At 57.0% G+C, this 24,930-nt stretch carries 23 protein-coding genes and 1 riboswitch; of the genes, 16 read left to right on the top strand and 7 right to left on the bottom strand.

Features of this window, described 5'->3' with window-relative positions:
- The first annotated feature begins 2 nt into the window (after nt 1-2).
- The 7 genes from ACWXTG_RS11590 to cobU all read left to right on the top strand — a co-directional run bounded on the left by ACWXTG_RS11590 (nt 3) and on the right by cobU (nt 8,676).
- Nucleotides 3-1,280, top strand: a complete 1,278-nt coding sequence (locus ACWXTG_RS11590) for a cobyrinic acid a,c-diamide synthase CobB (RefSeq protein WP_480219985.1) — start codon at nt 3-5, stop codon at nt 1,278-1,280.
- Nucleotides 1,277-5,605 carry a cobaltochelatase subunit CobN gene (locus tag ACWXTG_RS11585; protein WP_480219984.1) on the top strand — a complete coding sequence of 1,443 codons (4,329 nt, stop codon included), beginning with the start codon at nt 1,277-1,279 and terminating at the stop codon, nt 5,603-5,605. The genes ACWXTG_RS11590 and ACWXTG_RS11585 overlap by 4 nt, the downstream gene beginning before the upstream one ends.
- A 23-nt stretch (nt 5,606-5,628) precedes the next feature.
- A complete protein-coding gene (locus tag ACWXTG_RS11580) occupies nt 5,629-6,081 on the top strand; it encodes a MotA/TolQ/ExbB proton channel family protein (RefSeq protein WP_309567013.1) in 453 nt (150 codons plus the stop codon).
- Nucleotides 6,078-6,392, top strand: a complete 315-nt coding sequence (locus ACWXTG_RS11575; protein WP_480219983.1) for a DUF2149 domain-containing protein — start codon at nt 6,078-6,080, stop codon at nt 6,390-6,392. The genes ACWXTG_RS11580 and ACWXTG_RS11575 overlap by 4 nt, the downstream gene beginning before the upstream one ends.
- A 276-nt stretch (nt 6,393-6,668) precedes the next feature.
- Entirely contained in the window at nt 6,669-7,325 is a 657-nt protein-coding gene (gene bluB / locus ACWXTG_RS11570) for a 5,6-dimethylbenzimidazole synthase (RefSeq protein WP_480219982.1), read from the top strand.
- Nucleotides 7,322-8,137 carry a cobalamin-binding protein gene (locus ACWXTG_RS11565; RefSeq protein ID WP_480219981.1) on the top strand — a complete coding sequence of 272 codons (816 nt, stop codon included), beginning with the start codon at nt 7,322-7,324 and terminating at the stop codon, nt 8,135-8,137. The genes bluB and ACWXTG_RS11565 overlap by 4 nt, the downstream gene beginning before the upstream one ends.
- Nucleotides 8,138-8,139: 2 nt before the next feature.
- A complete protein-coding gene (gene cobU / locus ACWXTG_RS11560) occupies nt 8,140-8,676 on the top strand; it encodes a bifunctional adenosylcobinamide kinase/adenosylcobinamide-phosphate guanylyltransferase (protein WP_480219980.1) in 537 nt (178 codons plus the stop codon).
- Here cobU and ACWXTG_RS11555 read toward each other — a convergent pair.
- Together ACWXTG_RS11555 and ACWXTG_RS11550 are read right to left on the bottom strand one after the other, a co-directional pair.
- The gene (locus tag ACWXTG_RS11555; protein ID WP_480219979.1) at nt 8,673-8,948 is read right to left on the bottom strand and encodes a hypothetical protein; all 276 of its coding nucleotides are present in this window, start codon (nt 8,946-8,948) and stop codon (nt 8,673-8,675) included. The genes cobU and ACWXTG_RS11555 overlap by 4 nt on opposite strands.
- The gene (locus ACWXTG_RS11550; protein ID WP_480219978.1) at nt 8,945-9,571 is read right to left on the bottom strand and encodes a DUF4202 domain-containing protein; all 627 of its coding nucleotides are present in this window, start codon (nt 9,569-9,571) and stop codon (nt 8,945-8,947) included. The genes ACWXTG_RS11555 and ACWXTG_RS11550 overlap by 4 nt, the downstream gene beginning before the upstream one ends.
- A gap of 112 nt (nt 9,572-9,683) precedes the next feature.
- Between ACWXTG_RS11550 and ACWXTG_RS11545 the strand changes: the two genes are divergently transcribed.
- Nucleotides 9,684-9,893, top strand: coding sequence for an RNA-binding S4 domain-containing protein (locus tag ACWXTG_RS11545; RefSeq protein WP_480219977.1), 210 nt, complete (start codon nt 9,684-9,686; stop codon nt 9,891-9,893).
- A 133-nt stretch (nt 9,894-10,026) separates the two neighbouring features.
- Here the strand turns inward: ACWXTG_RS11545 and ACWXTG_RS11540 are convergent, their stop codons facing one another.
- The 5 genes from ACWXTG_RS11540 to ACWXTG_RS11520 all read right to left on the bottom strand — a co-directional run bounded on the left by ACWXTG_RS11540 (nt 10,027) and on the right by ACWXTG_RS11520 (nt 15,070).
- Entirely contained in the window at nt 10,027-10,647 is a 621-nt protein-coding gene (locus ACWXTG_RS11540; RefSeq protein WP_480219976.1) for a redoxin domain-containing protein, read from the bottom strand.
- A 41-nt stretch (nt 10,648-10,688) separates the two neighbouring features.
- On the bottom strand, nt 10,689-12,842 hold the full coding sequence (locus ACWXTG_RS11535) for a protein-disulfide reductase DsbD family protein (protein ID WP_480219975.1): 2,154 nt from the start codon (nt 12,840-12,842) through the stop codon (nt 10,689-10,691).
- A 26-nt stretch (nt 12,843-12,868) separates the two neighbouring features.
- On the bottom strand, nt 12,869-13,381 hold the full coding sequence (locus tag ACWXTG_RS11530) for a GlcG/HbpS family heme-binding protein (RefSeq protein WP_480219974.1): 513 nt from the start codon (nt 13,379-13,381) through the stop codon (nt 12,869-12,871).
- Nucleotides 13,382-13,396: 15 nt separating this feature from the next.
- Nucleotides 13,397-14,287, bottom strand: a complete 891-nt coding sequence (locus ACWXTG_RS11525; RefSeq protein WP_480219973.1) for a dienelactone hydrolase family protein — start codon at nt 14,285-14,287, stop codon at nt 13,397-13,399.
- Nucleotides 14,288-14,635: 348 nt separating this feature from the next.
- On the bottom strand, nt 14,636-15,070 hold the full coding sequence (locus ACWXTG_RS11520; protein ID WP_480219972.1) for a rhodanese-like domain-containing protein: 435 nt from the start codon (nt 15,068-15,070) through the stop codon (nt 14,636-14,638).
- A gap of 429 nt (nt 15,071-15,499) precedes the next feature.
- Here ACWXTG_RS11520 and ACWXTG_RS11515 point away from each other — a divergent pair, with 429 nt between their 5' ends.
- The 8 genes from ACWXTG_RS11515 (at nt 15,500) to ACWXTG_RS11480 (ending at nt 24,929) form a co-directional block, all read left to right on the top strand.
- The gene (locus tag ACWXTG_RS11515; protein WP_480219971.1) at nt 15,500-18,112 is read left to right on the top strand and encodes a TonB-dependent receptor; all 2,613 of its coding nucleotides are present in this window, start codon (nt 15,500-15,502) and stop codon (nt 18,110-18,112) included.
- A 327-nt stretch (nt 18,113-18,439) separates the two neighbouring features.
- A complete protein-coding gene (locus ACWXTG_RS11510) occupies nt 18,440-18,871 on the top strand; it encodes a DUF6152 family protein (protein WP_480219970.1) in 432 nt (143 codons plus the stop codon).
- A 45-nt stretch (nt 18,872-18,916) separates the two neighbouring features.
- Entirely contained in the window at nt 18,917-19,705 is a 789-nt protein-coding gene (locus ACWXTG_RS11505) for a hypothetical protein (protein ID WP_480219969.1), read from the top strand.
- A gap of 32 nt (nt 19,706-19,737) precedes the next feature.
- A complete protein-coding gene (locus tag ACWXTG_RS11500; RefSeq protein WP_480219968.1) occupies nt 19,738-20,715 on the top strand; it encodes a hypothetical protein in 978 nt (325 codons plus the stop codon).
- Between the two features lie 89 nt (nt 20,716-20,804).
- Nucleotides 20,805-21,302 (top strand): DUF6644 family protein, encoded by a 498-nt coding sequence (locus ACWXTG_RS11495; protein ID WP_480219967.1) that lies wholly within the window; start codon nt 20,805-20,807, stop codon nt 21,300-21,302.
- Nucleotides 21,303-21,324: 22 nt separating this feature from the next.
- Nucleotides 21,325-21,798, top strand: coding sequence for a DUF6644 family protein (locus ACWXTG_RS11490; RefSeq protein WP_480219966.1), 474 nt, complete (start codon nt 21,325-21,327; stop codon nt 21,796-21,798).
- A complete protein-coding gene (locus tag ACWXTG_RS11485; RefSeq protein ID WP_480219965.1) occupies nt 21,798-22,388 on the top strand; it encodes a hypothetical protein in 591 nt (196 codons plus the stop codon). The genes ACWXTG_RS11490 and ACWXTG_RS11485 overlap by 1 nt, the downstream gene beginning before the upstream one ends.
- A 29-nt stretch (nt 22,389-22,417) precedes the next feature.
- Nucleotides 22,418-22,629, top strand: a riboswitch (cobalamin riboswitch).
- A gap of 209 nt (nt 22,630-22,838) precedes the next feature.
- Nucleotides 22,839-24,929, top strand: coding sequence for a TonB-dependent receptor (locus ACWXTG_RS11480; protein WP_480219964.1), 2,091 nt, complete (start codon nt 22,839-22,841; stop codon nt 24,927-24,929).
- Nucleotide 24,930 lies beyond the last annotated feature (1 nt).

The following is a 24,930-nucleotide window of genomic DNA, read 5'->3' as shown; positions in this document are numbered from 1 at the left end:
TCATGGCAGCTAGTCGCCCGGCGTTGCTGCTGTCCGCACCAGCCTCCAACCAGGGCAAGACGCTGGTATCCGCCGCCCTGGCGCGTGCATGGCGCAACCAGGGCCTGACAGTACAAGCCTTCAAGTGCGGGCCGGATTTCCTCGATCCGATGATCCTGCATACCGCGACAGGCAGGCCGGTTTACAACCTCGACCTTGCCATGTGCGGCGCGGACGACATCGCGGCCCGGCTATACCAGGCCGCGCAGCAAGCCGACGTCGTCCTGGTGGAAGGCGTAATGGGCCTGTATGACGGCAGCCCGAGCAGCGCCGACATCGCGGCACGGTTCCAGCTGCCCGTTGCGCTCGCTATCGACGCGAGCGGCATGGCGCAGACTTTCGGCGCATTGGCTGCGGGGCTGTTTGCCCATCGGCCTGAACTCATCCCCGCAGGCGTGATCGCCAACCGCACCGGCAGCGCCGGGCATGGCGTTTTGCTGCGCGACAGCCTGCCACCGGATACTCCCTGGCTGGGCGCATTGCAGAAACAGGAAACGCTCGCGTTGCCGGAACGGCACCTGGGCCTGTTCCGCGCCGATGAAATCGACGGCCTGGAGCAGCGCATCGCGCAGGCCGCGGCGTTGCTGACGGAATCAGGCGCGTTGCCCTTGCCGCCTGAAACCGTTTTCGCGCCCCTCCCCCCTGCCAACGATGTGCAGCGATTGCTCGCAGGCAAAACCATCGCCGTCGCGCGCGACGAAGCCTTTTGCTTCATCTATCCCGCCAACCTCGATTGCCTGCATGCGCTGGGGGCGGACACCATCTTCTTCTCGCCGCTGCATGACGAGGCATTGCCGGCAGGCATAGACGCCGTCTGGCTGCCGGGGGGCTATCCCGAGTTGCACCTTGCAACGCTGGGCGGCAACCACGCCATGCGCGCGGCCCTGCAGCAGGCTTGGCGGCAAGGCCTGCCGATATTGGCCGAATGCGGCGGCATGATGGCGGTGGCGAACAATATCGACCGACAGCCAGGCTTTGGCCTGCTGCCCGGGGATTGCAGCATGCAGCCGCGCTTCCAGGGGTTAGGCGTGCAATTCGCCGAATTGCCGGAAGGCAGGCTGCACGCGCATACCTTCCATTATTCCCGCCTGGACACCGCATTGCCGGTATATGCGCAGGCGACCACCCAGCGCGGCAAGCCCGGCGAAGCCGTCTACCGCCACGGCAGACTCACGGCGAGCTATCTGCATTTTTATTTTCCTTCAAACCCTTCGGCAGTCGCCCGGTTATTTTCCGAATGAAATATTTCTTGCGCTCAGCCCTGTGCGGGATTTGGCTTGTCATCGGCCCAGCGCCTGCCCAGGCCGCCACGCTGTTCGGCGTAGTGTCCGACCGCACCGCGCCTGCCGCCGCCATGGCCGCACAGCAGGCGTTGCAGCAATCCGGCAAGCAGGACCGCATCATCCTGCGCACGCAATCCCAGGTGCTCGCTGCCGACAGCAAGACCCTGCAGCGCTGGCTGCGCGATGCCGATGCGGTATTCGCCGTGGCGGTCTACGGCGAAGCATCGCAGCAATTGCAAAGCCAATTGCAACAGCTTGGCGCTAGTAAGCCGCGCAATTTCATCGCCTTCAACGGCGAAAGCGCCCTGTCGCTGCAAAGCAGCTGGCAAGGGGAAGCCGTCAGCAGTTTTTCCCACGCCAAGAGCCTGACGCTGACGCAGAATAATCTTTCTGAAAAAGTCGCCAACCTCGCGCAGCAGCACGCCGCCGCGCGGCAATGGCTGGGCCTGCACGACCTCTGGCAGGCTGGCGGCAACGGCAACCTCAGCGCCTTTATGCGCTATCTGCTGCATCCTTCCGCCAGCCTGCCAGCAACACGGCCCGAGCCGCTGGTGCGCTTGCGCCAAGGCGGCAAGGAAGCCAGCCAGCCCAAGGTGCCGGGCGATGGTAAATCCATGCTGGCTGTGCTCGACCTCAGCACCAGCGACCCGCAAGCCGCGGATGCGATCTGCGCTGCCAGCGAGGCGCAAGGCCAGCCCTGCATAGCCATCATGGCGCGCTGGGGCGAGGCCTCACGCGACGCCATCGCCAACCTGAAAACCTTGCTCGCGCCTGCCACACCCAGCGGGCTGGTGGTGTTGCAGGACTTTGTCGTCGGCGCCGCCGAGGGCCGCGAAGCCGTGACCGAGCTGCTGGCCCAGCTCGACGTGCCGGTGTACAAGGCCATCCGCCTCACCGACCGCGAGGCCAATGCCTGGCAGCTGTCGGAAGACGGCCTGCCGATCAACTCGGTGCAATACCGCGTCGCCATGCCGGAAATCCAGGGCAGCTCGCAGCCTCTGGTCGTGGCCGCCGCCGGGCCTGCCTCCATAGACAAGCTCACCGGCGTCGAACTGAAGCTGCCGCAGATCTTGCCTGCCGAGGTGCAGTCGCTGGTCAGGCGCAGCCTCAATTGGCAGCGCCTGCGCAACACGCCCAATGCCGAGAAAAAAATCGCGCTGATCTACTACAACCATCCCCCCGGCCGCCAGAACATCGGCGCGGACAACCTCGATGTGCCTGCCTCCTTGTTCGAGACGCTGCACGCATTGAAACGCGCGGGGTACGATACGGGCGAACTGCCGGCCTCGCCCGAAGCGCTGCTCGACCTCATGCAGAAATACGGCGTCAACCTGCCGGAAGACCAGGCCGAGCTGGCCGAGATGAGCCGGCACGTGAACAAGCTCGACAATGCCGCCTACCTCAACTGGTTCGGCACCCTGCCTGCGCAAGTGCGCGGCGAGATGGTGGAAGGCCCGCTCGGCAAGCTGCATGCCGACCTGGTGGCGGCGCAGCGCGCCGGGGAGATCGACATCGCGCGCAACCGCCTCGACAAGGCCATGCACGAACTGCGCCACTTGCTTGAGGGTGCGGACCATCCGCAGCGCGACAACGCGCTAAAGCAGATCGAGGCGCTCAACAATGGCTATCTGCAATGCCTGGAAAAGCACACCGACTGCAACGCGCTGGCCTTGCAGAAAACCCGGCTTGCAGGTTTGGGCATCGAGGGAATGCGCGGCTGGGGGCCTGCGCCGGGGAAGATCATGGTGCATGACCGCCAGGTCCTGGTTCCCGGCTTGCGGTTCGGCAATATCTTCATCGGCCCGCAGCCCCCGCGCGGCTGGGAAGTGGACGAGGAACTGCTGCACGCCAACACCACCATCCCGCCGCCGCACCAATACCTGGCCTACTACCATTGGCTGCGCAGCGTGTTCAAGGCCGATGCATTGGTGCATATCGGCCGCCACTCCACCTATGAATTCCTGCCCGGCAAGGCGGTCGGGCTGGCAGTGAGCGATTACTCACGCCTGATCGTGGGCGACCTGCCCGGCATCTATCCCTATATCGTCGACGGCGTGGGCGAAGGCACGCAATCCAAGCGCCGCGGCCTTGCCGTGATGGTGGACCACCTCACGCCGCCGCTGACCTCGACGCCGCTTTACGACCGCCTGCTGGAACTGCGCCAGGTGGTGGAAAGCTACGAGTCCTCCAGCTCCGAGACCATGAAGGTGGAAGCCGCGCGCGAAATGCGCCGCCTGGTGGAAGCGCTGCAACTGCGCGCCGAGTTGGAAGCCAGCATGGCCGACGTGCTGGAAGTACGCGGCATCGGCTATGAACAGACCGACGACGACCTGCTCGCGCATGAAATCGGCCACTACCTGACCAAGCTGCAGGAGAAATTCATGCCGCATGGCCTGCATATCTTCGGCAAGGATTGGTCGGAGGAATCGCTGGCATTGATGCTGGATTCCATGGCGCGCGGCCATGAGCAAGGCGTCAGCGCGGAAACCCGCGACAAGCTGGCCGCCTCGCCGCGCCTGGAAATGCAGGGCCTGCTGCATGCGCTCGAAGGCGGCTTCGTGCCGCCCGGCAAGGGCAACGACCCCTTGCGCTCGCCCGACGCCTTGCCCACCGGGCGCAACTTCCATGCCCTGGACGGCGACGTGCTGCCGACCCGCCTCGGCTTCCAGATCGGCGCCAGCATGGCATCCAAGGTGCGTGAACGCGACAGCGTGCAGGATAGCGAAGGCGTGATCCTCTGGGCCTCGGATGCGGTGCGCGACGAGGGCGTGATGGTGAGCTTCATCCTCAGCCTGATGGGCATAGAACCGGAATGGAACGCGCGCGGCATCGTGCAGCGCATGCAGCTCAAGCCCGGGACTGTGCGTCATGACGTGATCGTCACCACTTCCGGCCTGTTCCGCGACCTCTACCCCAACCTCATGCAATGGATAGATATCGGCGGCCGCCTCGCCCTCGCCGCCTCCGCCCAGGCCATCCGGGCGCAACACCCCGCCCTGCAGCCCGCGCTGGAAGAAGCCCTGGCCCCGCTCGGCGCGAGCCTGGAGGAAGGCGAAGAGCCACTTGCGGGCAACGGCGTCGCCCTGCAATGGATACGCCGCACCCAGGCCCACCGGCAACAGGGCCAACCGCTGCAGCAAGCAGGACGCGAGGCCGCATGGCGCATTTTCGGCGACGCGCCCGGCGCCTACGGCACCGGCGTCAACCGCCTCACGGAGCGCTCGGGCACCTGGAAGGACCGCAACGAGCTCGGCCAGGCCTATCTCACGCGCATGGGCCATGCCTACGGCCTGGACGCTCAGGGCCAGCCCGCACAGGACGTATTCAGGACCGCGCTCACCAGCATCGCCAACACCTATCACGGCCGCGCCTCCAACCTCTACGGCCTGATGGACAACAACGATGCCTTCGACTACCTGGGCGGCCTGTCGCTCGCGACCGAAACCGTGACCGGCAAGCGTCCCACCGCGCGCATCCTCAACCACACCGACCCGTACAACCTCAGCGACGACCCGCTGGAAACCGCCTTGCTGATGGAACTGCGCGGGCGCTACCTCAACCCGGCCTGGATACGCCCGCTGATGCAGCACGGCTATGCGGGCGCACGCACCATGGGGCAGGAATTCATGGAAAACCTCTGGGGCTGGCAGGTCACCCGGCCCGACATCATCAAGGACTGGGCCTGGGACGAAGTGAAGAAGGTCTACATGGACGACAGCCTGCAGCTCGGGCTCAAGCCTTTCCTCGAACATAAGCACAATGCGCAGGTCAAGGCGCACATGCTCGCCATCATGATGGTGGCGGCGGAAAAAGGCTTCTGGCATACCGATGAACAGACCCTGCGCGAGCTGGGCGGCGAGCTGGCGCGGCTGGTCAATAGGAACGGCCTGCCCGGCAGCGGGCATACCTCGCCCAACCACCCGATGTGGCGATGGCTGGGCCAATACCTGGACGGCGACACCGCCGCCGCATTGCAGCAAACCCTAGCCAAGGCGCGCGGCGACGCAACGCCCGGCTATGCGGATGCTAGTACCGCGGTTGCGGAACAGACCGCTATCGAGGCAGAAGACGCGGAGCCTCTGCCGGAAAAAGCAGCGCCGGTAAAATTGCCAGAAGCCAAGCCCGCCGCTCAGCCGGAACCGGAACCCGCCCGGCCCTCCCCGCCGCCACGCGCTTTCGAAGTTGCGGTCAAATCAGTACGCGAATATTGGTATTGGTGGCTGGCGCTGTTGCCGGTATTCGCTGCCGGCTTATGGTTCGGCATCCGCAAACCCAGGCTTTAACCTCATACGGATAGAATGTCATCATGTCATTTGAACTCGATACCCTGCACCACGCGATCACCTGGCTGCTGAAGCCGGTCATCGCCATCCTGGCGGCCTCCGTCATCCTTGCCGTGCTGGAAGCCGGATTGGCCTTGGGCGAGCGCCTGTTCGGCCTCAAGGCCATGCGCAATTCGGGCAATGCCGATGCCGTGGTCAAGCTGGCCCGCCATCGGCTGGAGCGCGCCGACCTGCTTTCGCGCATCCCGCCCATGCTCGGCCTGATGGCCACCATCATCCCGCTCGGGCCAGGGCTGGCCGCGCTCGGCCAGGGCAACCCCGCGCAATTGGCGCAAGCCGTCACCACCGCGTTCGACGCCACCGTATTGGGGTTGATTGCAGGCATCATCGGCCTGGTGGTCGGCAAGCTGCGCCGCCGCTGGTACGAGGATGTACTGGAGGCCTTGGAAGGCCAGTCGCCGGAAACCCGGCCATGAGCAAAGCCAACGTAAGCAAGCTGCGCCTCAAAAGCCGTTTCGACCACGACGACGAAGACCCGCGCGCCAGCCTGGTCAACCTGGTGGACGTGATGCTGGTGTTCGCCTGCGGCCTGCTGGCCGCCTTGAGCGCCGGAGGACAGGCCATGCTGACCACGCCCAGGGAGATCGAGCAAGGCAAGGAAATCGAGGCGCCGGAAACCACTGGCGACAGTGCCGCTGGCAGCGGCTACCAGGCTGTCGGGCAGGTCTATCGAGACCCCAAGACCGGGAAACTGGTGCTGATCGAGCGTCCGGCACCCCAGCCTTGAGTTAGAGCCTGTTCCACATCTTTGCATGGGTACGTTGCCTCGGCAGCGTAGCCGCTGCCGAGGCAACCCTAAAGGCATGGCCCCAATACGCGCCCGCTCTGCGTTGCAGTCCTTGGCAAGGCAATGAGCATTACCTGCGGACTGCGCCTTGATCGGACGCGTACTGATGCCATGCGTACTCGATGAAAAGATGTGGAACAGGCTCTTAGCGCTTCACCAATTGATTAATCGCTTTATACTGGCTGCTTGAATATCCAACTTCGCTCCAATCACGCAATGTCCAGCAACGAATTCGCCTTTACCGAGCCCGAGATCGCCGGAGTCTACCGCGCCATCCACCAGCGCCGCGACATGCGGCACTTCAAGCCTGGAGGAATAGAGCCGGAAATCCTGCACAAGCTGCTGGATGCGGCGCATCACGCGCCCAACGTCGGCCTGATGCAGCCTTGGCGCTTCATCCGCATCACCAGCGATCAAGTACGCCGGGGCATCTACGACCTGGTGCAGGAAGAGCGCATGCAGACCGCCCATGCGCTGGGCGAGCGGGAATCGGAATTCCTGCGCCTGAAGGTGGAAGGCATCATGCAATGCGGCGAGCTTTTGGTGGCCGGATTGTGCGACCATCGCGAGCGCTATATCTTCGGCCGCCGCACCCTGCCCGAGATGGACCTGGCTTCGGTCGCCTGCGCCATCCAGAACCTTTGGCTGGCGGCGCGCGCGGAAGGATTGGGCATGGGCTGGGTGTCCATATTCGACCCCATCAAGCTAGCCAAACTGCTCAACATGCCCGAAGGCGCCAAGCCCATCGCCATCCTCTGCCTGGGCCAGGTTGACGAGTTCTACAAAACCCCGATGCTGGTGGAGGAAGGCTGGGCCAAGGAACGCTCCTTGTCGGAATTGATGATGGAAAACAGCTGGATAGACAGCGAATGAAAGGCCCGCGGCGCATTGCCTGCCTGACGGCGGAAACCACCGAAGTGCTGTACCTGCTGGGCGAGCAGGAGCGCATCGTCGGCATCTCGGGGTTCACCACCCGCCCGGCGATTGCAAGGCAGGAAAAACCCAAGATTTCAGGATTCAGCAGCGCCAAGATCGAGAAGATTCTCGCGGTAAAGCCGGACCTGGTGCTGGCCTTTTCCAACCTGCAGGCCGATATTGCCACCGACCTGGTACGCGCCGGGACGGAAGTGCATGTGTTCAACCAGCGTTCGGTACAAGGCATCCTGGACATGATTGCGACGCTGGGCGCCCTGACCTATGCCGCCGACCGTGCAAACGCACTGATTGCCGGATTGCGCCAGCGCATGCAGCAAGCTGCCGAAACCGCGCGCTACCTGCCTGTTGCTCCCAAGGTGTATTTCGAGGAATGGAATGATCCATTGATCAGCGGCATCCAGTGGGTGGCAGAGCTGATCGAGATTGCGGGCGGCAGCGACTGCTTTGCAGAATTAGCCGCCTGCAAGTCCGCCAAGGAGCGCATCATTGCCGACCCGGGCGAAGTCGTCCGGCGGCAGCCGGACATCATCATCGGCTCATGGTGCGGCAAGAAATTCCAGCCGGAACACGTGCTGGCCCGGCCGGGATGGCAGGCCATTCCCGCCGTGCGATCCGGGCAGGTGCATGAAATCAAGTCGGCCGACATCCTGCAACCCGGCCCTTCCGCCATCCAGCATGGGCTGCCGCAATTGCAAGCCATCATGCAGCGCTGGGGCGTAAGCCAGGCGCACAGCAAACATTGGAGTTGAACATGAACGCACACGACCACCACCTCATCCTCGGCGGCGCACGCTCAGGCAAGAGCGCCTATGCGGAGAAACTCGCCCATGAAAGCGGCCTGGAAGTGGTATATATCGCCACGGCCCAGGTATACGACAACGAATTCGGCCATCGCGTCAACCAGCACCAGCAGCGCCGCCCCGCGCACTGGCAAACCGTGGAAGTGCCGCACAAGCTGGCGGAGGCCTTGCAACAGCAGGCCGCGCCCGGCCGCTGCCTGCTCGTCGATTGCCTGACGCTGTGGCTGGCCCAGTGCATCTGCCCGGACTGCGCGCCGCCCGAAGGCGTGGACTGGCAACGCGAACGCGCCGCCCTGCTCGATGCGCTCCCGTCACTGCCCGGCAAGATACTGCTGGTGAGCAACGAGGTCGGCATGGGCATCGTGCCGCTGGGAGAAATCAACAGGCAGTTCCAGGACGAGGCAGGCCGCCTCAACCAAGCAGTTGCCTCACTCTGCAACAAGGTCAGCTTTATTGCGGCCGGTTTGCCGCTGGCATTGAAAGCCTAACGTTTCAGGCCAATGACGCGTGCGCCAGTATATTGTGCAAACAACGCAATGGCCTGCTCGACGATGAGGTCGTGATCGGGCTGTAGCCGCTCATCCAACACGACCTCCGACAAACGATAAAGAGGCGGCTCGTCCGAATTGACCGAGCCGAGAACACGGAAGCGCAACCTGCCTGCCTCCAGGCCTGTCAACTGCACCAGCACATCGTGCAGGACTATTCTGAGCAATGCCTCCCCCACGGGCAAAGCAAGCTGCCGCTCACGCAGGCTCACAGCCAGCCTTCCTCCGTCATCACTTCCTGGATCAGCGGCATCAGCGCCTGGGGCAATTTCACCTGGGTCAGCAAGGCCTGGTGCCCAGCTTTGGACACCTTGCGCAAGGTCTTGCGCAGGATATCCTTCCATTTCGGCACATCGTATTCCGGGTGCTGGCCGACGAACTCTTCAAGGTAATATTCGACGAACACCATCACGACCACGTCCTCCAGCACCTGCATCTCGGCATCGGCCAGCGGCGCTTCCTTGCTGACCAATGCAGCCACGCGGAGTATCGTTTCCTCGTCATATCCGGCCTGCTGCATGATCTCGCGCGCGACTTCGGCATGGTACTGCTTGAGCTTGCGCCGCCACTGGTGATAGCCTGGCTTGGTCATCGGATAGGCGTCGCGCGGCAAGGTCCAACGCTCGATGTGCTGGCAGCGCGCAGCCAGTTGCAATGCCTCGGAGGCATCCGGGCGGTAGCGCTGCAACATCTCCGTCATGCGCCGGGCGTAAGCCAGCTCCTTGGGAACAGCCACGCCGTTCACCAGCGTCTGGTTGGGGTCCTGGGCATTGCGTGCATCAAAGGCCTGCATCGCCTGGGAAAATGCTGGGCCGAACTGGGCATCGACTTGCATGGAATACTTTCCTGAATGGGTTGATGCCATTTTACGCGAAACACCCGCCCTGCTCGTTTCATTGCCATGCAAAACATGGTGTAATCGCAGGCATTCAATACAGGGCATCATCATGGAATTCACGCTGCGCGACGACTATATCGAACTTTGCAACCTGCTCAAGCTGACAGGCATCGCCGACTCAGGCGGCCAGGGCAAGGCCATGGTCGCCGAAGGGCTGGTGCAAGTGGACGGCCAGCCGGAAACGCGCAAGACCGCGAAAATCCGCGCGGGGCAGGTGGTGGAATGCATGGGGCATACGATCAAGGTGCTTGGCCGATAGCCATAGAGTCACTAACAACATCCTTCTGGCATTGTTGCGCCGCCCTTCCATAATCGCTTAGCTAGGTTTTGTTAGCGATTTAGATAAATAAAAAGGCCGGAAACCCGGCCTTGTGAACACAAGCTGCTAATGCCTAGCTCGCGTACTTGATGGAGCATCCGTAAGGCTTGGTAACGGCATGCGAAACTTTCTTGCCGCTCGCGAGCTCGGAAAGCGCCAGCTTGACATAGTTGTCCGCCTTGGCAATGTCTTCCACCTTGGCTGTCGCGATGCTATCTATGCCGCCCTTGTAGACCAGCACGCCTTCGGGATTGATGATGTAAAGATGAGGGGTCGTCTGTGCATCGTATTGCTTGCCAACCTTGCCGTCATAATCGAGCAATATCTTGCTGGGCGCAGCGCCACGGTCCGCGTTGAGCTTGAGCGCGGTCTGCGCATCGACATGGCCTTGCGCGCCGGGGGCGGAAGAAATCACTTGCAGCCAGACCACGCCTTGAGCAGTCGCTTCCTTCTGCAAGTTAGGAATGTTGCCGCTACCGTAATGCTTCACTACATAAGGGCACTCATTGTTAGTCCATTCCAGCACCACGGTCTTGCCCTTGAGTGAATCCAGGCTCAATGTTTCCCCAGTGGCAGTCTTGACCGAGAAAGCAGGAGCAGCCTTGCCAATATCGGCAGCAGCCTGTGCCGACACTGGGAGAAAGGCCAGGCTGGCACCACAAATAGCAACATTCAGTAAACGGCGTAATAACATGATGATCTCCTCGATTGGTTAGGTTAATGACTAGTGAATGATCACAACTTCTGTACTGCATTCAATACGATTTCCGGCGTCAGGATCTGCGGCAGCACTTGCGGCTTGGCTTCCTTGCCGGGGGGATAAAGGATGTACAAAGGGACGCCGCTGCGTCCGAACTGCTTGAGCAGCTGCGTGATCTGCTGGTCCTGATTGGTCCAGTCGCCCTTCAAGTAGGTAATACCGGAATTGCTGAACGCATCCACCACCCTGCGCTGGCTCAATGCGACTTGCTCATTGACCAGGCAAGTAATGCACCAAGCGGCAGTCAGGTTGACGAATACCGGTTTGCCTTCCGCCCGCAAGTCTTGCAGCTTCTGCTGGCTGTAGGCTTCCCAATTCTTCTCGACGGTTCCGGCATCGGCAGCGACGGCGGCATTGACCGAGGCGAACAGCTGGATGCCGCTGTAACTGCCGTAGATCAATGCCACAAACCCGAGTACCGCAACGGTATTGGCAACATGGCGTACGCGCTCGCTGCCGTGCCGCGTGATCTCATACAGCCAGGCCAGCAAGGCGATGGCCAGCATGCCGGACAGTGCGAGCGCAATTGCATTGGGCCCGGCCTGTTGCGCCAGCACCCAAACCAGCCATACCGCCGCGCCGTACATCGGGAAGGCCAGCGCCTGCTTGAAGCGCTCCATCCAGATGCCCGGCCTGGGCAGGAAACGCTGCAGGCGCGGCCAATGGCTCAATAACAGGTATGGCAACGCCAGGCCGAAGCCCAGGCTCAGGAAGATGGCAAGCAGCACTCCGGCAGGCTGGGAGATCGCATAGCCCAGCGCTCCGCCCATGAAAGGCGCGGTGCAAGGGGTTGCCACCACGGTCGCCAGTACGCCGGTGAAGAAGCTGCCGCTGTATCCGGGCTTGTCGGCTAGGGAAGAACCGATGCCGCTCAGCGAACTGCCGATGGTCAGCAATCCGGACAGGCTCAAGCCCACCGCGAACATGAGGTAGGCAACCAAGATAACGAAAATAGGCGACTGGAACTGGAATCCCCACCCAACCTGGCCGCCTGCCGACTTGAGCACGATCAACGCAACCGCCAAGACGGCAAAACTGGACAGCACCCCGGCGGTATAGGCCCAGCCCTGCAGTTTCACCTGGGCCTGGGATAGTTTGCTATGGTGCAGCAGGGAAAGCGCCTTGATCGACAAGACCGGGAATACGCAAGGCATCAGATTGAGAATGATGCCGCCGAGCAATGCGAACGCCAGGGCGGAATAAAAACCGATATCCTCGGTCACGGCAAGCAGCGGATTATCAGCGGCCGATCCGTCATCCACGATGGTTTCGGCGATTGCAGGCTCCAGCTTGGCTTCCACTCGATACCCTTGAGCCAGCCTGCCGTTGTTGGTCTCCTTGCTGAGCACCAGCACACCCTTCAATAACTCTCCCTCGCCCAAGGGATTGTCGCCCGCGGTCAACTGCAACAACAGGGCTTCCGGATCCACGCGCCTGGGTTGCGCAGCCTTATGGGATACCCTTCCCCACTCTTCAGGGAAGAACCACGCTTCTACCTTGCTGCCGTTCTCCAGCACCTTGCCGTTCACCTTGAGCAAAGGACCTTGTTGCTGGTGATAAGCATTGAATGCCCAAGGGCTCTCGACCGGCAACCTCTCCGAGGACTTGGCAATCAAATCGCTGCCCTTGCCGCCATCCACGCCTGCCGCAACTACCTTCAGCGGCAGCGTCAATGTCACTTCCTGTGGAATGCAGACATCATTGCATACCAGCCAGTTGACCAATGCCGTCACCGGGAAATTGTCGCCCGGCCTGGCGGATTCCGGCACGCGTATCTTGGTCAACAAGGTAACGTCGTCCGAATAGCCGTAGTTGGTAATGGGGCCGACCTGGAAGCGGCTGGGGATGGGCCAGATGATATCGCCGGCTTGCGCGCCTTCCGGCAACGTCCAGGCGATCGAGGTCGACATGCCGGAATCGCCCGGGTTAATCCAATAGGTATGCCAATGCGGGATGATGCGCTGGTTAACGCCTACCGTGATTTCCTCGCCCGCGTGCACCGCGTCCACCGACGCCACCAGCCTGGCCCTGACTTGCTCGGTAGCCGCCTCCGGCCCGTCGGCCAGCGCTTCGCCAAAAAACGCGAGCGAAAGCATCGCCACCAGCAGCCATTGGACCACCGGGCTCATCGTTTGCGGATTGCTCGACCTGTTGTTCATAACCTGGACTTTATCTTTTCCAAACCTGCAAGCGCGCATTCTTCATCTATCTTGGCGCCGCCTATGCCGATCGCTCCCAGCACCTGCCCGTTTGCCTTGATCAATACGCCGCCAGGACGGCTGTTGTATGCGGGATTCCCGGCAACCCTGGCCGCAAGCGCCTTGTCCGTCTCGACGTGCTCGTGCAAATAGCTGGTGTCAACACCGAAAGCCAGCGCAGTTTGCGCTTTTGCCGTGCTGGAACTCACGCCTCGCGGCGTTGCGCCGTCCGCGGCCAGCAATACTTTCAGTACGCCTGCGCTATCTATGATGCTGACCCCGATGAGCCCATCTTTGCGGGCACATGATTCTATGCTTGCCCGAGCCGCCTCCTGGGCCAGCTCCAGGGAAATACCCGGCAACCCGCCAGGGACAGGCTGCTGTGGAGTATTTTCCGCTGCATTCAGCGCAACTGCTGCGGACAGGAAACCTGCCCATACGATGGTGTTAAACAACTTGCTACGCTTCACTTTCAACCAGCCCCCTCAAGCACGGAGGCGCTGATTGAAGAATGCAATGGTGCGTTGCCAGGCCAGCTTGGCTGCCGCCTCGTCATAGCGCGGAGTGGTGTCATTGTTGAAAGCATGCTGAACCCCAGGATAGATATACACCTGGTATTTCACATTGGCAGCCTTGAGCGCACTTTCATACGCGGGCCAGCCGGATGTAATGCGCTCATCCTGCTCCGCCAACTGGACCAATAGCGGCGCCTTGATCTTGGCAACATCTTCCGCGGGCGGGTGAGCGCCGTAGAACGGCACGGCAGCGTCCAAGTCCGGCAGCCGCGTCGCCAGAAAATTGGCAATGCCGCCTCCGTAGCAAAAACCGACCACAGCCAGCTTGCCATTGCCTTCTGGCAGTTTCTTTAGTGCCGTGGCAGCGGCAATGAAATCCTCGCGGGTCTTGGTTTGGTCTAGCGTGGCAAACAATTCGCGGGCCTTGTCCTCATCGCCGGGATAGCCGCCCAGCGGCGCCAATGCGTCAGGCGCGAAGGCAATGAAGTTATCCAGCGCGACACGGCGGGCGATATCCTGGATATGGGGATTGAGACCCCGGTTCTCATGCACCACCAGCACAACTGGCAACTTGCCTTCTACCTTGGCAGGCTTCACCAAATATCCTTTTACCTTGCCGTTGCCATTGGGAGAAGGAAATTCCACCCATGATGTTTGGATGCGTTTGTCATCCGCAGGTATCTGCTCAGCGGCCGCAAACTGGGGAGAAAGTGCAAGCAATAACGCCTCGGCGGATAAGCCAGCCACGCCCAACTTGGCCACAGTATTCAGGAAACCCCGCCGGCTGATTTCGCCATGGGTATAACGATCGAATGCCTTCAATGCCTCTGGCGGGAAATCTTTTGCTGTTTTACGTGCCATGCTTGCTCCTCTGTGCGCATCGGGAATAATTAGAATCCAATGTTCTGCTTCTTAGATGTCAATGGAACAATGGTTCTCCATCAACTTGGAAGTAACAGCAGATATTGTGCCAGCATTGAATGCATAACCGAGTTGAAGGAACCATCGGGAGAGGGATTCGGAATAAGCTTCTGAATCATAAATTAGAATTTCTGCTAATCAAGGCCTGCCGCCATCATGGTGGACATCAAGAAAACCAGGCGTCTGTTGATATATCAACAGATAATGCATTGCATAGTGTTGGCTGAGAAACAGCAGAGGCGCGGCCTGCGCCCCGACCGTCGGGGACACAGGCAATCTAAAGACGATTTATTTTTGTGCAGCAGCGGGTGGTTCAATGCGGGTCAGCTTGCCACCTTCCTCTTCATAGTTCTGGACGCCGATCGCCCCTGCCACATTGAAGCCCTTGTCGATCAAGACATCTCCAGTCTTCAAGGCCCTGCCGGCGTGATTTGAAACCGTCACGACCTTACGATCCTTGGGGATATAAGCCAGATATTTCTCCAGATCAGCCAATTGGATACTTAAATAGACAGGCAAACCGCCGATCTTTGTCAGTTCGTCAGGACGGCGCACATCAATCACCACCAATTTCTCCGGCTGCGCCAATAATTGATCGATCTCAGCTTTTCCCAGTTTCTTGGTTTTATAAACCGGGGCAGCCGGCTTCGCTTCATCAGCGGCCTGAGCCAGAGCAATATTGAATGTAACAGCCATGCATAAAACACTCAGCAGAACTCTCATAGATTTCCTTCAATCAATAATAGTAGTATGGAAGTCCAACTGAATAGCAGCTTATGTGCCAACCCTCCCCTTTACCGAACTGCCACTATTGTCATATTTAATAATTTTTTAATAATCATCCACATAAGCGATCTTCAGGCAGCGTCGTACCATCAACCGCACCTCTCACGCCAGTCCACCAGCTGCTCTCCAGGCAACACAATTCGATATAAATGTTGATTAATCACCAAACCAAATGATCAGAATCGGCCATTTATCAACAGCCCCTCTCTTACGCCCCGAACATCCCTCCATTAGGATTTCCGATTAAGCATATAAAAATCAATGCATTAAAAAATCTCATCACCTGACTGCCCATCTTTGGCATGCATGTTGCCCTCAGAGTTAGCACCTGTAATTCTTAAAGTAACTAAAAGGGGAAATTGTTAGATGTCGAACTATTCCAAGCTGGGGCAAATGCATAAAAAGCCTATAGCCAAACTGCTCTCACGTATCGGCGCGCCTGCCGTCGTGGCCGCAGGATTTGTGCTCGGCCTGCAACACTATGCAGTTGCTGCAGAGAACGACCCGAAATCCGTGGAAACTCTTCAAGAAGAGAATGCGAAACTTATCAAGGAATTGAACGAGCTTAAGCAACGCTACAATCTTCCGGCTGCGGAAACCGGCGCACAGCCCCAGCCCGTAGCCGCCACGCCCGCCACCTCCGTGGCCCAGCCGGAATCATCAGCCGCGGATAACGCCGCGGCATTGGGTGTCGTTGTGGTCACCTCGCGCAACCGTGAGGAAATCGCCCAGGATGTGCCTATCCCGATTTCCGTTATTGGCGGCCCCAAACTGGATAGAGAACGTATTTTCACTGTTGACGACCTCACCAGGGTAGCCCCCGGCCTGACAGCCACCACGCCTAATGCACGTCGTTCAGGTATTTCTATCCGTGGTATCGGCAAATCTACAGGGGATGAATCCCTGGAAGCGGCAGTTGGGGCAATCGTTGACGATGTGTACCTAAGCCTGCCCGGCATGACGTACCAGGACTTTACCGACCTGGACCGCGTGGAAGTGCTACGTGGCCCGCAGGGAACGTTGAAGGGCAAGAACACTACACTGGGCGCAATTAACTATGTGACCAAAGAGCCTACATTCACTCGGCAAACTTATCTCGAAACCGAGGTCGGCGCCAACCAGAACGGCAGTGATTTTCCTGGCGCATTGCGTGCCCGCGGTTCTATTTCCGATGCGTTGGTCGATGATGTCATTGCCTATCGAGCATCATTTTTTATTGATCGCCAAGAGGGTGATATTGAGAATATCAACGACTCCCGAGAAGGCGGCATCACCGATCAACGCTTTCATGAGCGTAATAGATTTGGTGGAAAAATTCAGTTTTTGGTGACACCAACCGAGAATTTCAAAGCAAAAATCAGCCTGGACTATTCCGAGTCAAAGGAATACAGCAATACCAAGCCTTTCCAATATGATCCGGTCAATTTTGCAGACGGCTCAGCAAGAGGAACCACCTATAGCACACGGTTAGCGCGTGATTACTTTGGCGGATATCGTCCAATTATTGGCTCTAAAGACAAGATTGATATCGGTCAAGCCGAGCCATTATTAACCAAAAACTATGGCATCTCTGCTAAATTGGATTGGACTATTGGTTCGAACACTCTAACCTCGATCACTGCATATAGAGGCTATAACTTCGACGCTACCAACGATCAGGAGCAAACTCGTTTTGATATTGCCCAAAGTGGAACACTGGTTGATCACAAGCAATACTCCCAAGAAATCCGCTGGACATCTGATATTGGGGAACTTTACGACTATCAGGTAGGTTTATTCTATTTGCATACCGAAACTTCACAGACAAATCGCGCATCGTATGGTGCTGATGCTGGCGCATTTTTTGCAAGTACTAATGAATACAATAATTTAATAGCCAATCGAGGCCTATTGCAGCAATCATTAAACGGCGTACGACTCAACACTCGCTTTACCCCTGAAACTGATAGCTTTGCCGCATTTGGTCAAGTTAACTGGCACCTGACAGAGAAGACCACCTTAACCACAGGTTTACGTAAAACCTATGAGTATAAGAACAACAGCGCACAAAGATGGACAACTGGCGGCGATGCGATTAGCGATCCAGATGCTGTGGCTATTCGCAATAGACAGATAGGTAATTATGCAAAAAATAATGCGGATGAACTCAATGACAACTCAATCTCTTGGCTAGTCAGCCCAAGCTACAAAGTCAATGATGATTTGATGTTTTATGCCTCCGCTGCTGGCGGCGAAAAATCACCTGCCATTTCATTCAATAACAACAGAGGAACCGTTGTACCTCTTGACCCAGAAAAATCTGTCAGCTTTGAGCTAGGTACCAAGGGGCTGTTCTTTGATCGTCGATTAATGTTCAACGCGAACATTTATCACACTATCGTTAAAGGCTATCAAGCTACCACCAGCGTAGTAGATCCAACAGTAACAGGAGGCACAGGATATCGTTCACAACTTGGCAATATTCCTGAAATTACCGCTAGCGGTATTGAAGTAGAAGGCGGATACCTTGTTTCAGATCGTCTAAGTTTGACGTTTGCTGCAGCCTATAACCGTGCTAAATACGCAGACTGGGACACAGCCACTCTCCCACCGGAGCTTGGTGAAGGTGTGCGCGACAATACAGGCAAGCAAATTGTAGGCGCCCCCAAACTTACCGGCATTATCGGCGCGCATTATATACAACCCATCTGGGGTGGCCTGAAGGCGCAAGCATTCTTCAGCACAGTTATCCGCTCCAAGCAAAACGTGGAAAATTTGTTGTCTGAATATGGCGAGCAGTCTGGCTACTCTGTCACCGATGCTGGTTTCGGCATCATCGGTGGTAAGAAAGACAACTGGGAATTGAATCTTGTAGGCAAGAATATTTTTGACAAGGTTTACACCACCAGCGTCAATACTTATAGCAATAGTGCCCCAGTAGGCTACGATGGTCTTGGTCAACGCCGTTATATAGGTGTGGTCCTGCGCAACAAGTTCTAAGCTCAAGCCCATAGCAGCAAATTCAATGCCGGCGCAAGCCGGCATTTTTCTACCTCCTGCTCACGCAGAAACAAACTGTACAAATTCAATCACATCTCCTATCTAAATCTGTTGAATGACAAACACATTGAGCAATCACTGCCTTTTATTTTCAACTCCCCATAAAAATATACCAAAAATATCAACTACTTGGACTCATCCTGGCATACCCATCCCGGAAAACCATCCCTGGCATGATAAATGCACACGCTACCTCAGTCTTTGCATGAGCTTTCCGGCTATGCATCACGCATTTGCGCAACCAGTTTTAATTTTAAGGAGTGTTCAGTGAAGTTACTGAATTCAAAATTAGCCAGCACTCTTGGCTTGACTATTATTTATGCAGTTTTAGCCTCTACGCCAGCCAATGCCCACCATGCGTTTTCTGCCGAATTCGATAGCAATCAACCGGTGCAGGTAAAAGGCAAAGTCACCAAGCTTGAGCTGGTGAATCCGCATAGCTGGCTGTTCCTGGACGTTCAGGATAGTTCGGGGACTGTCACCAACTGGGGGTTTGAATTCGGCACGCCATTCAGCCTCAAGCAAAAGGGGTTGGCTAAATCCACCCTCCCGATTGGCACCGAGGTCACGATCAAAGGCTATCGTGCCAAGAGCGGCAAATCTTTTGGGTATGCGGTTATTACGACCTTGGCTGATGGCCGCTCGTTTGAAACTGGCGGCGCACAGGATGCCCCGACAGCAAAAGAAGTTTCTCAATAACAGTTTTTTCTTCAGCAATTGATTAAGAATTTTAGGAGAAATTTCTTGAGCATTTTTTCAGCCGCTGGCATAGCCGGTTTCAAGCGCTTGGCATCGCTGGCTTTTGTTTCACTGGCTTTCATCGCGGGCCATGCCCTGGCGAAAGATGATATTCCCAGGCTGAAGGGCAAGCCGGATTTCTCCGGCATCTGGCAAACGACCAGCGCCGCCAATTACGACATCGAGCCTCATGCCAAGCGCATCGACGCGCCTCCCGGCCCGGGGATAGTAGAAGGAAACTTCATCCCTTACTTGCCCAAGGCGCTTGAGCAAAAGAAGAAAAATTTTGAAGCGCGCGCCACTGCCGACCCGGCTACCAAGGGCTGGACACTAGGCACGCCACGGGGCATTTATTATCCGGAACCGTTTCAAATCCTGCAGAGGCCGGAAGACTTGACCGTCCTGTTTCAGTTCGGGCATTCGGTACGCACCATTTTCACCAATGGCACGGAACACCCTGACGACCCGAATGATTATTGGCTGGGGGACTCGCGCGCCCATTGGGAAGGCGACACCCTTGTGGTGGACGTCAAGCACTTCAATGACAAGACCTGGCTGGACAATGCGGGCAATTTCCACAGCGATGCCCTGCATGTGGTGGAACGCTGGACGTTCCTCGACAAGAACACCATTGAATACAAGGCCACGCTGAAAGACCCCCAGGTATTCAGTCGGCCATTCAATATCAGCGTCATCCTTCATCGTCACCGCGAAAAGAATTTCCAGTTGATCGAGGATTACCGCTTCACCCTGGATTACGACCAATACTATCCGCCCAGGCCCGATAGCAAGTAACCCGGGATAGCAAACAGAACAGGTAACTCAGCATGAATCCATGGAAACCTAGCCTCAAACCCGCTGCCTATATTGTCATCAGCGCCTTGTCATTGCTTTCGTTGACAGGCATGGCGGAAGACAAAAAAAGCGAACCGACGCCGGCTCCCCGCCAAAACAATAGCGGTATAGACCAGGAAAGCTCATTCCCCAAGATCGCCTCCGGCAAATGGACCGGTCCGGTCCTCCCGGACGGCCAGCCGAATGTACAGGGATTTTGGTCGAATACCATCGCCAACCATAATAACTTCACCGACCCGCAAGGCGGTATTCCCGGCTCTGGCCGGCAGCCGAAAACGCCTCGCGACCAGCGCGCTCCCAGCAGGGTGAGCGATCCCGCCAACGGGGAAGTGCCTTTCCAGCCCTGGGCCCTGGAAAAGGTAAAGGAATTCCAGGCGCATTTCCATGACCCGGTAGAGCAACAATGGGTGGAGCCCCTTGCCAGATGCGCGCCGGGCGGCATCCCGAAGTCTTTTTATTGGCATGGCTACGAAATCCGCCAATACCCGGGTTATGTATTGTTCTATTTCGGATCCGGCACCCGCTTGATCCACCTGGACAACAAACCCCACCTGCCCGACAACATCAAGCTCTGGAATGGGGATTCCCGAGGGCACTGGGAAGGCAATACCTTGGTGGTGGACGTCAAGAACCACAACGGCAAGGCCTTGTTCGGGCGTACCGGCGAATTCATCAGTGAAAACGGCCATATCCAGGAACGCTTCATCTTCAGTCCTGACGGCAACCGCTACAACTATGAAGCCGTTTTCACTGATCCCACTGTCTATACCCGCCCATTTACCGTCACCATCCCGGCGCGCAAATGGACCGAGAGGGACGAACCCAACGGCTGGCATTTCGAGACGCGCCATGCCAAGCATAAGGGCAAGGAAATCATCGTGGAAAGCGATGAGCGTATTTGTGCGGAAAATAATGCCGCATTCGGCATGGGGGCCGCTGCCAACCAATAGGCCATTGCGCTACATACGCACATGAAGCGCTTGTTCAACGATCGTGCCATCCCGCCTGGGAAACACGATGTAATATTTAAAAGGCGACAATGTCAGTCTTAACCTTTGCAGAACTGCTTTACGATTCCGAAATCGGGACTTCCCTGCGTGAATCGCTTTTTGCCTTCCCTATTGTCGAAGGCGTACACCTGATTGGACTTGCGCTTTCCGTAGGGCTGCTTTTTTTCATCGATTTGCGCCTTGTCGGCGTTTTGTTCCGTAATGTGCCGATCCCGCAAATACTCCAGCAATTGCGGCCTTGGCTGCTCGGCGGCTTTGCCGTGACCATGACGACCGGCGCCCTGCTGTTTGCAGCCGCGGCGCCCAAGCTCATCGTGCTGCCAGTCTTCTTGTGGAAATTGTCATTCATCGCCTTGGCGGGGCTGAATGCCGCATGGTTCGAGTTCAAATGGGGCCGTCATGCGCATGACTGGGGTCATGGTGCATCCGCCATTCCGGCCGGGGTCAAGTTTGGCGCCTGGGCATCGCTCATCCTGTGGAGCCTGGTCGTCATTACCGGCCGCCTGATTCCTTACCTTAGCTATTAACCGGATTCCAACGGCAGCCATCATGACCAGTCTCGAACTATTCAACGCCATTCAGAACAGCAGCATCGGTGTTTTCATCGGAAAACAGGACCGCATGCTGTGGGCCGTGGCCCAGATCATTCATATTGCGGGCATTATCCTATTGCTGGCGCCGATTGTGCTCGTCAGCTTGCGGCTGTTTCGCTTCGGCCTTTATCAACAACCATTGCCTAAACTCGCTCGGGAAAGCAACCGGCTGATCTGGCTGGGCTTGGGCCTGTTGCTCTTTTCAGGCTTGCTGATCTTCATCCCCGCGGCCTTGCACTATCATGACAATCCCGTATTCTGGATCAAGCTATACCTGATCCTTGCTGCATTGTTCTTCCAGTTTACGCTTTATCGCATCGTCACCCGGCTCGAGAAGCCGAATCCATGGCTGGGTGGATTCACTGCTGTGTTGACTCTCGTCTTATGGTTTGGCGTGGCATTTGCAGGCCGCTTCATAGGCTTTGTCTAATGGTGAAAAAGCCCTTCCATTTCCTGCTGCATATTGGATTGCTTATTGCACTAGGGCTTAATCTGGCCGGCTGCAACAAGCCTGACGCGAAGGAGGAAGCAGCAGCATTCAAACCTGGCGCCTCCTTGCAGGAAATCATGCTGTCGATCATCGACCCCAATGCCGACCATGTGTGGAATTCCGTTTCCATCATCATTACCGATAAAGGCGTGGAAGAACACAGCCCCAAGACCGACGAGGAATGGGCCGAAGTGCACCAGCACGCCATTACCCTGGCAGAAGCCGCCAACCTGCTCTTGATCACCGGCAGAAAAGTAGCCCATGAAGGTGCGGAAACATCCACCCATCCCGTAGAGCTGGGTGCGGAACACATCGAACAGGCGATCGCTAAGGATCGGGCAGCCTTCATTGCAAGTGCGCACCTGCTTCACACTGCGGTGTATGAGGCCATTATTGCCATTGACAAGAAAGACCCGGACGACCTCATGCGTGCCGGGGAGCATATCCAACAGGCATGCGAAGCTTGTCATGCGAAATTCTGGTATCCGGATGAAAAAACGCCAACTTTTCCTTCTCTTTCCGGGAGCTAACATTGATTGATTTAACAACGAATAGAAATTAACATTTCTGGGCTTACGGTTTCTCCCTGCCACAGTCAGGGAGAATAATAGGGAATCCGGTGAAGACACGACGATCGTAATCCGGAACTGCCCCCGCAACTGTAATCGGTGAGTCTGTTTGCCACTCTTGCCACTGGATAATAATCTGGGAAGGCTACAAACAAGACGATGACCCGAGAGTCAGGAGACCTGCCGCAAGTCAGCTATGTTGTTCGAGCAAAGGCGGGGTGCCTGGAATCGGCGAATGTTCACCATTTTCATTCGACATTATTGATGAATTGCAGATTTGGGTTGCCATCCGCGGCCTCAAGTCGAATTGCCGTTGCGGCTGCTTTGCATGCATTTCTCTCCCTGCTCCGACCATATGGCTGATTTACACATGACAGTTTGTCATGCTGAACCATCAATTTGGGAGCAATAATGAAAAATAGCAACTACATCCTGGCAACAGCCTTAATGGCCATATTCTCCAGCGGGGCGCTGGCGGAAGATGCTACCTTGGAAGAAGTACAAGTCAAGGCAACACAAGACAAGCCCGGACTTAACCTGAAAAAGAAAACCGTCACCGGCAGCCGTCTTGGCCTGTCTGCTCAGGAAACACCAGCCAGCGTAGAAAGTCTGGATGCGCAAACTATTCGCCAGCGCGGCGATATCACATTGCGTGAGGCAGTGACCCGGACTACTGGCATTACGGATATCAGCACGCCTGGCAACGGTCAATCCTTCTCGTCTCGCGGTTTCACTGGCAACAACTCCGTTGCGCAGGCAGAAGACGGTGTACGCTTAATGACTGGAGCTGGGACACTGACCTACCCCTCGGATACATGGGGCTATGAACGCATCGAAGTCTTGCGCGGCCCGGCCTCCGTATTGTTTGGCGATGGTGCGGCAGGTGGCATTGTCAATAGCGTCCGTAAACAGGCAAGCCGTGAAGCATCCATTGAAGCGCTCGTTGGTGCTGGCTCCTATGGCGCTTATCGTGCAGCATTGGGCGGCACTGGTGCCATTGGCGAAATCGGCGCATTCCGTATTGATGCGTCCGTATTAGGTGGCGACGGCTATATCAGCCGTGGTGATTACGACAGCAAAAAACTCATGACTTCATTGCTGTTCACACCTACGGACAACCTCAGAATTGGCTTTACTCTGGATCATGCAGAAGATTCCCCTACCGCAAACTATGGGTCTCCTCTGCGCTATGGAAAAATCACGCATTCTCTTCGTAGCAAGAACTACAACGTAGCCGATAACAAAATGGATTTTGAGGACACGCGCGCACGTGCCAAGATTGAATGGGAAATTTCAGAGCGCCTGAAACTACGTAATGAAACTTATTGGTTCAAATCTGACCGCGAATGGCAAAATGCGGAAAGTTATACCTTGAATCCCGTAGCCGGCACAGTACGCAGGGGTACTTTTCTCGCCATCACTCACACCCAGAAGCAAATTGGCAATCGCCTGGAAATCATTCACGAAGACACATTATGGGGTCATTTGAACCGTTTTTCTGCAGGATGGGAAATCTCAAAAACCGATTTCCGGCATGCAAGCAACTCCGGCAATAGCGCAACTGACGTCATTCCTGTAGCTGGATATACCGGCACTTTCCTCAGCACGACTTCAGTTTTGCGCAATTACGATGCAGATCTCAAGCAACAGGCTTTCTTCCTTGAAAATGCGTGGAATGCAACCGACCGCCTCAAATTGGTTGCCGGAATACGCCGCGATTACATTGATACTGAACGGCGCGACTATCGTGGCGCAGCAGATAGTGACAAACAATTCACTCCTGAAACCTGGAGAGTCGGAGCAGTATTCGACTTGACTGCAGATACTTCGCTCTACGCCCAAACCAGTCGAGGAACCGATCCGATCACAAACCTATTGGGACTCAACCTTGCCAATGGCGAATTCGACCTGACACGTTCACGTCAGGCCGAAATTGGTATCAAACAAGCATTGCAGAACCTCAAGGGAGAGTGGTCTTTGGCTGCCTACCATATCGCCAAGGACAATATCATTACCCAAGACCCCGTTACCCCTTCCATTTCCGTGCAAGGCGGTCAACAATCCTCGCGAGGAATTGAATTCTCCACCACGTTGTACCCTGTTGAACACTGGCGTCTGGATTTCAATGCTGCATTATTGAATGCGAGATATGATGAGTTGAGAGAAGGTAGCACCGGCATTTCACGCGCAGGCAATACCCCAACCAATGTCCCAGAAAAAGTGGCAAATGCTTGGCTCTATTATCAGGCATCTGAATGGGAAGCTGGCATAGGTGCGCGTTATGTAGGCAAACGCTATGCAAACAATGCCAATGAGATTACCCTTGCGGGCTATACCGTGTATGACGCAAGCGCGGCCTGGCATGTCAACAAGCAAATGACGCTACGCGCCAATATCCGCAACCTGACTGACAAATTCTATGCAGCATTGGCCTACGGCAGTACCCAGCAAATCATCGGCGCACCGCGCCAGCTCGAACTGACTGCGGAATTCCGTTACTAGG

It is taken from the genome of Methylobacillus sp. DLP286 (assembly GCF_056636515.1).
This window is presented reverse-complemented; position numbering and strand designations above follow the sequence as displayed.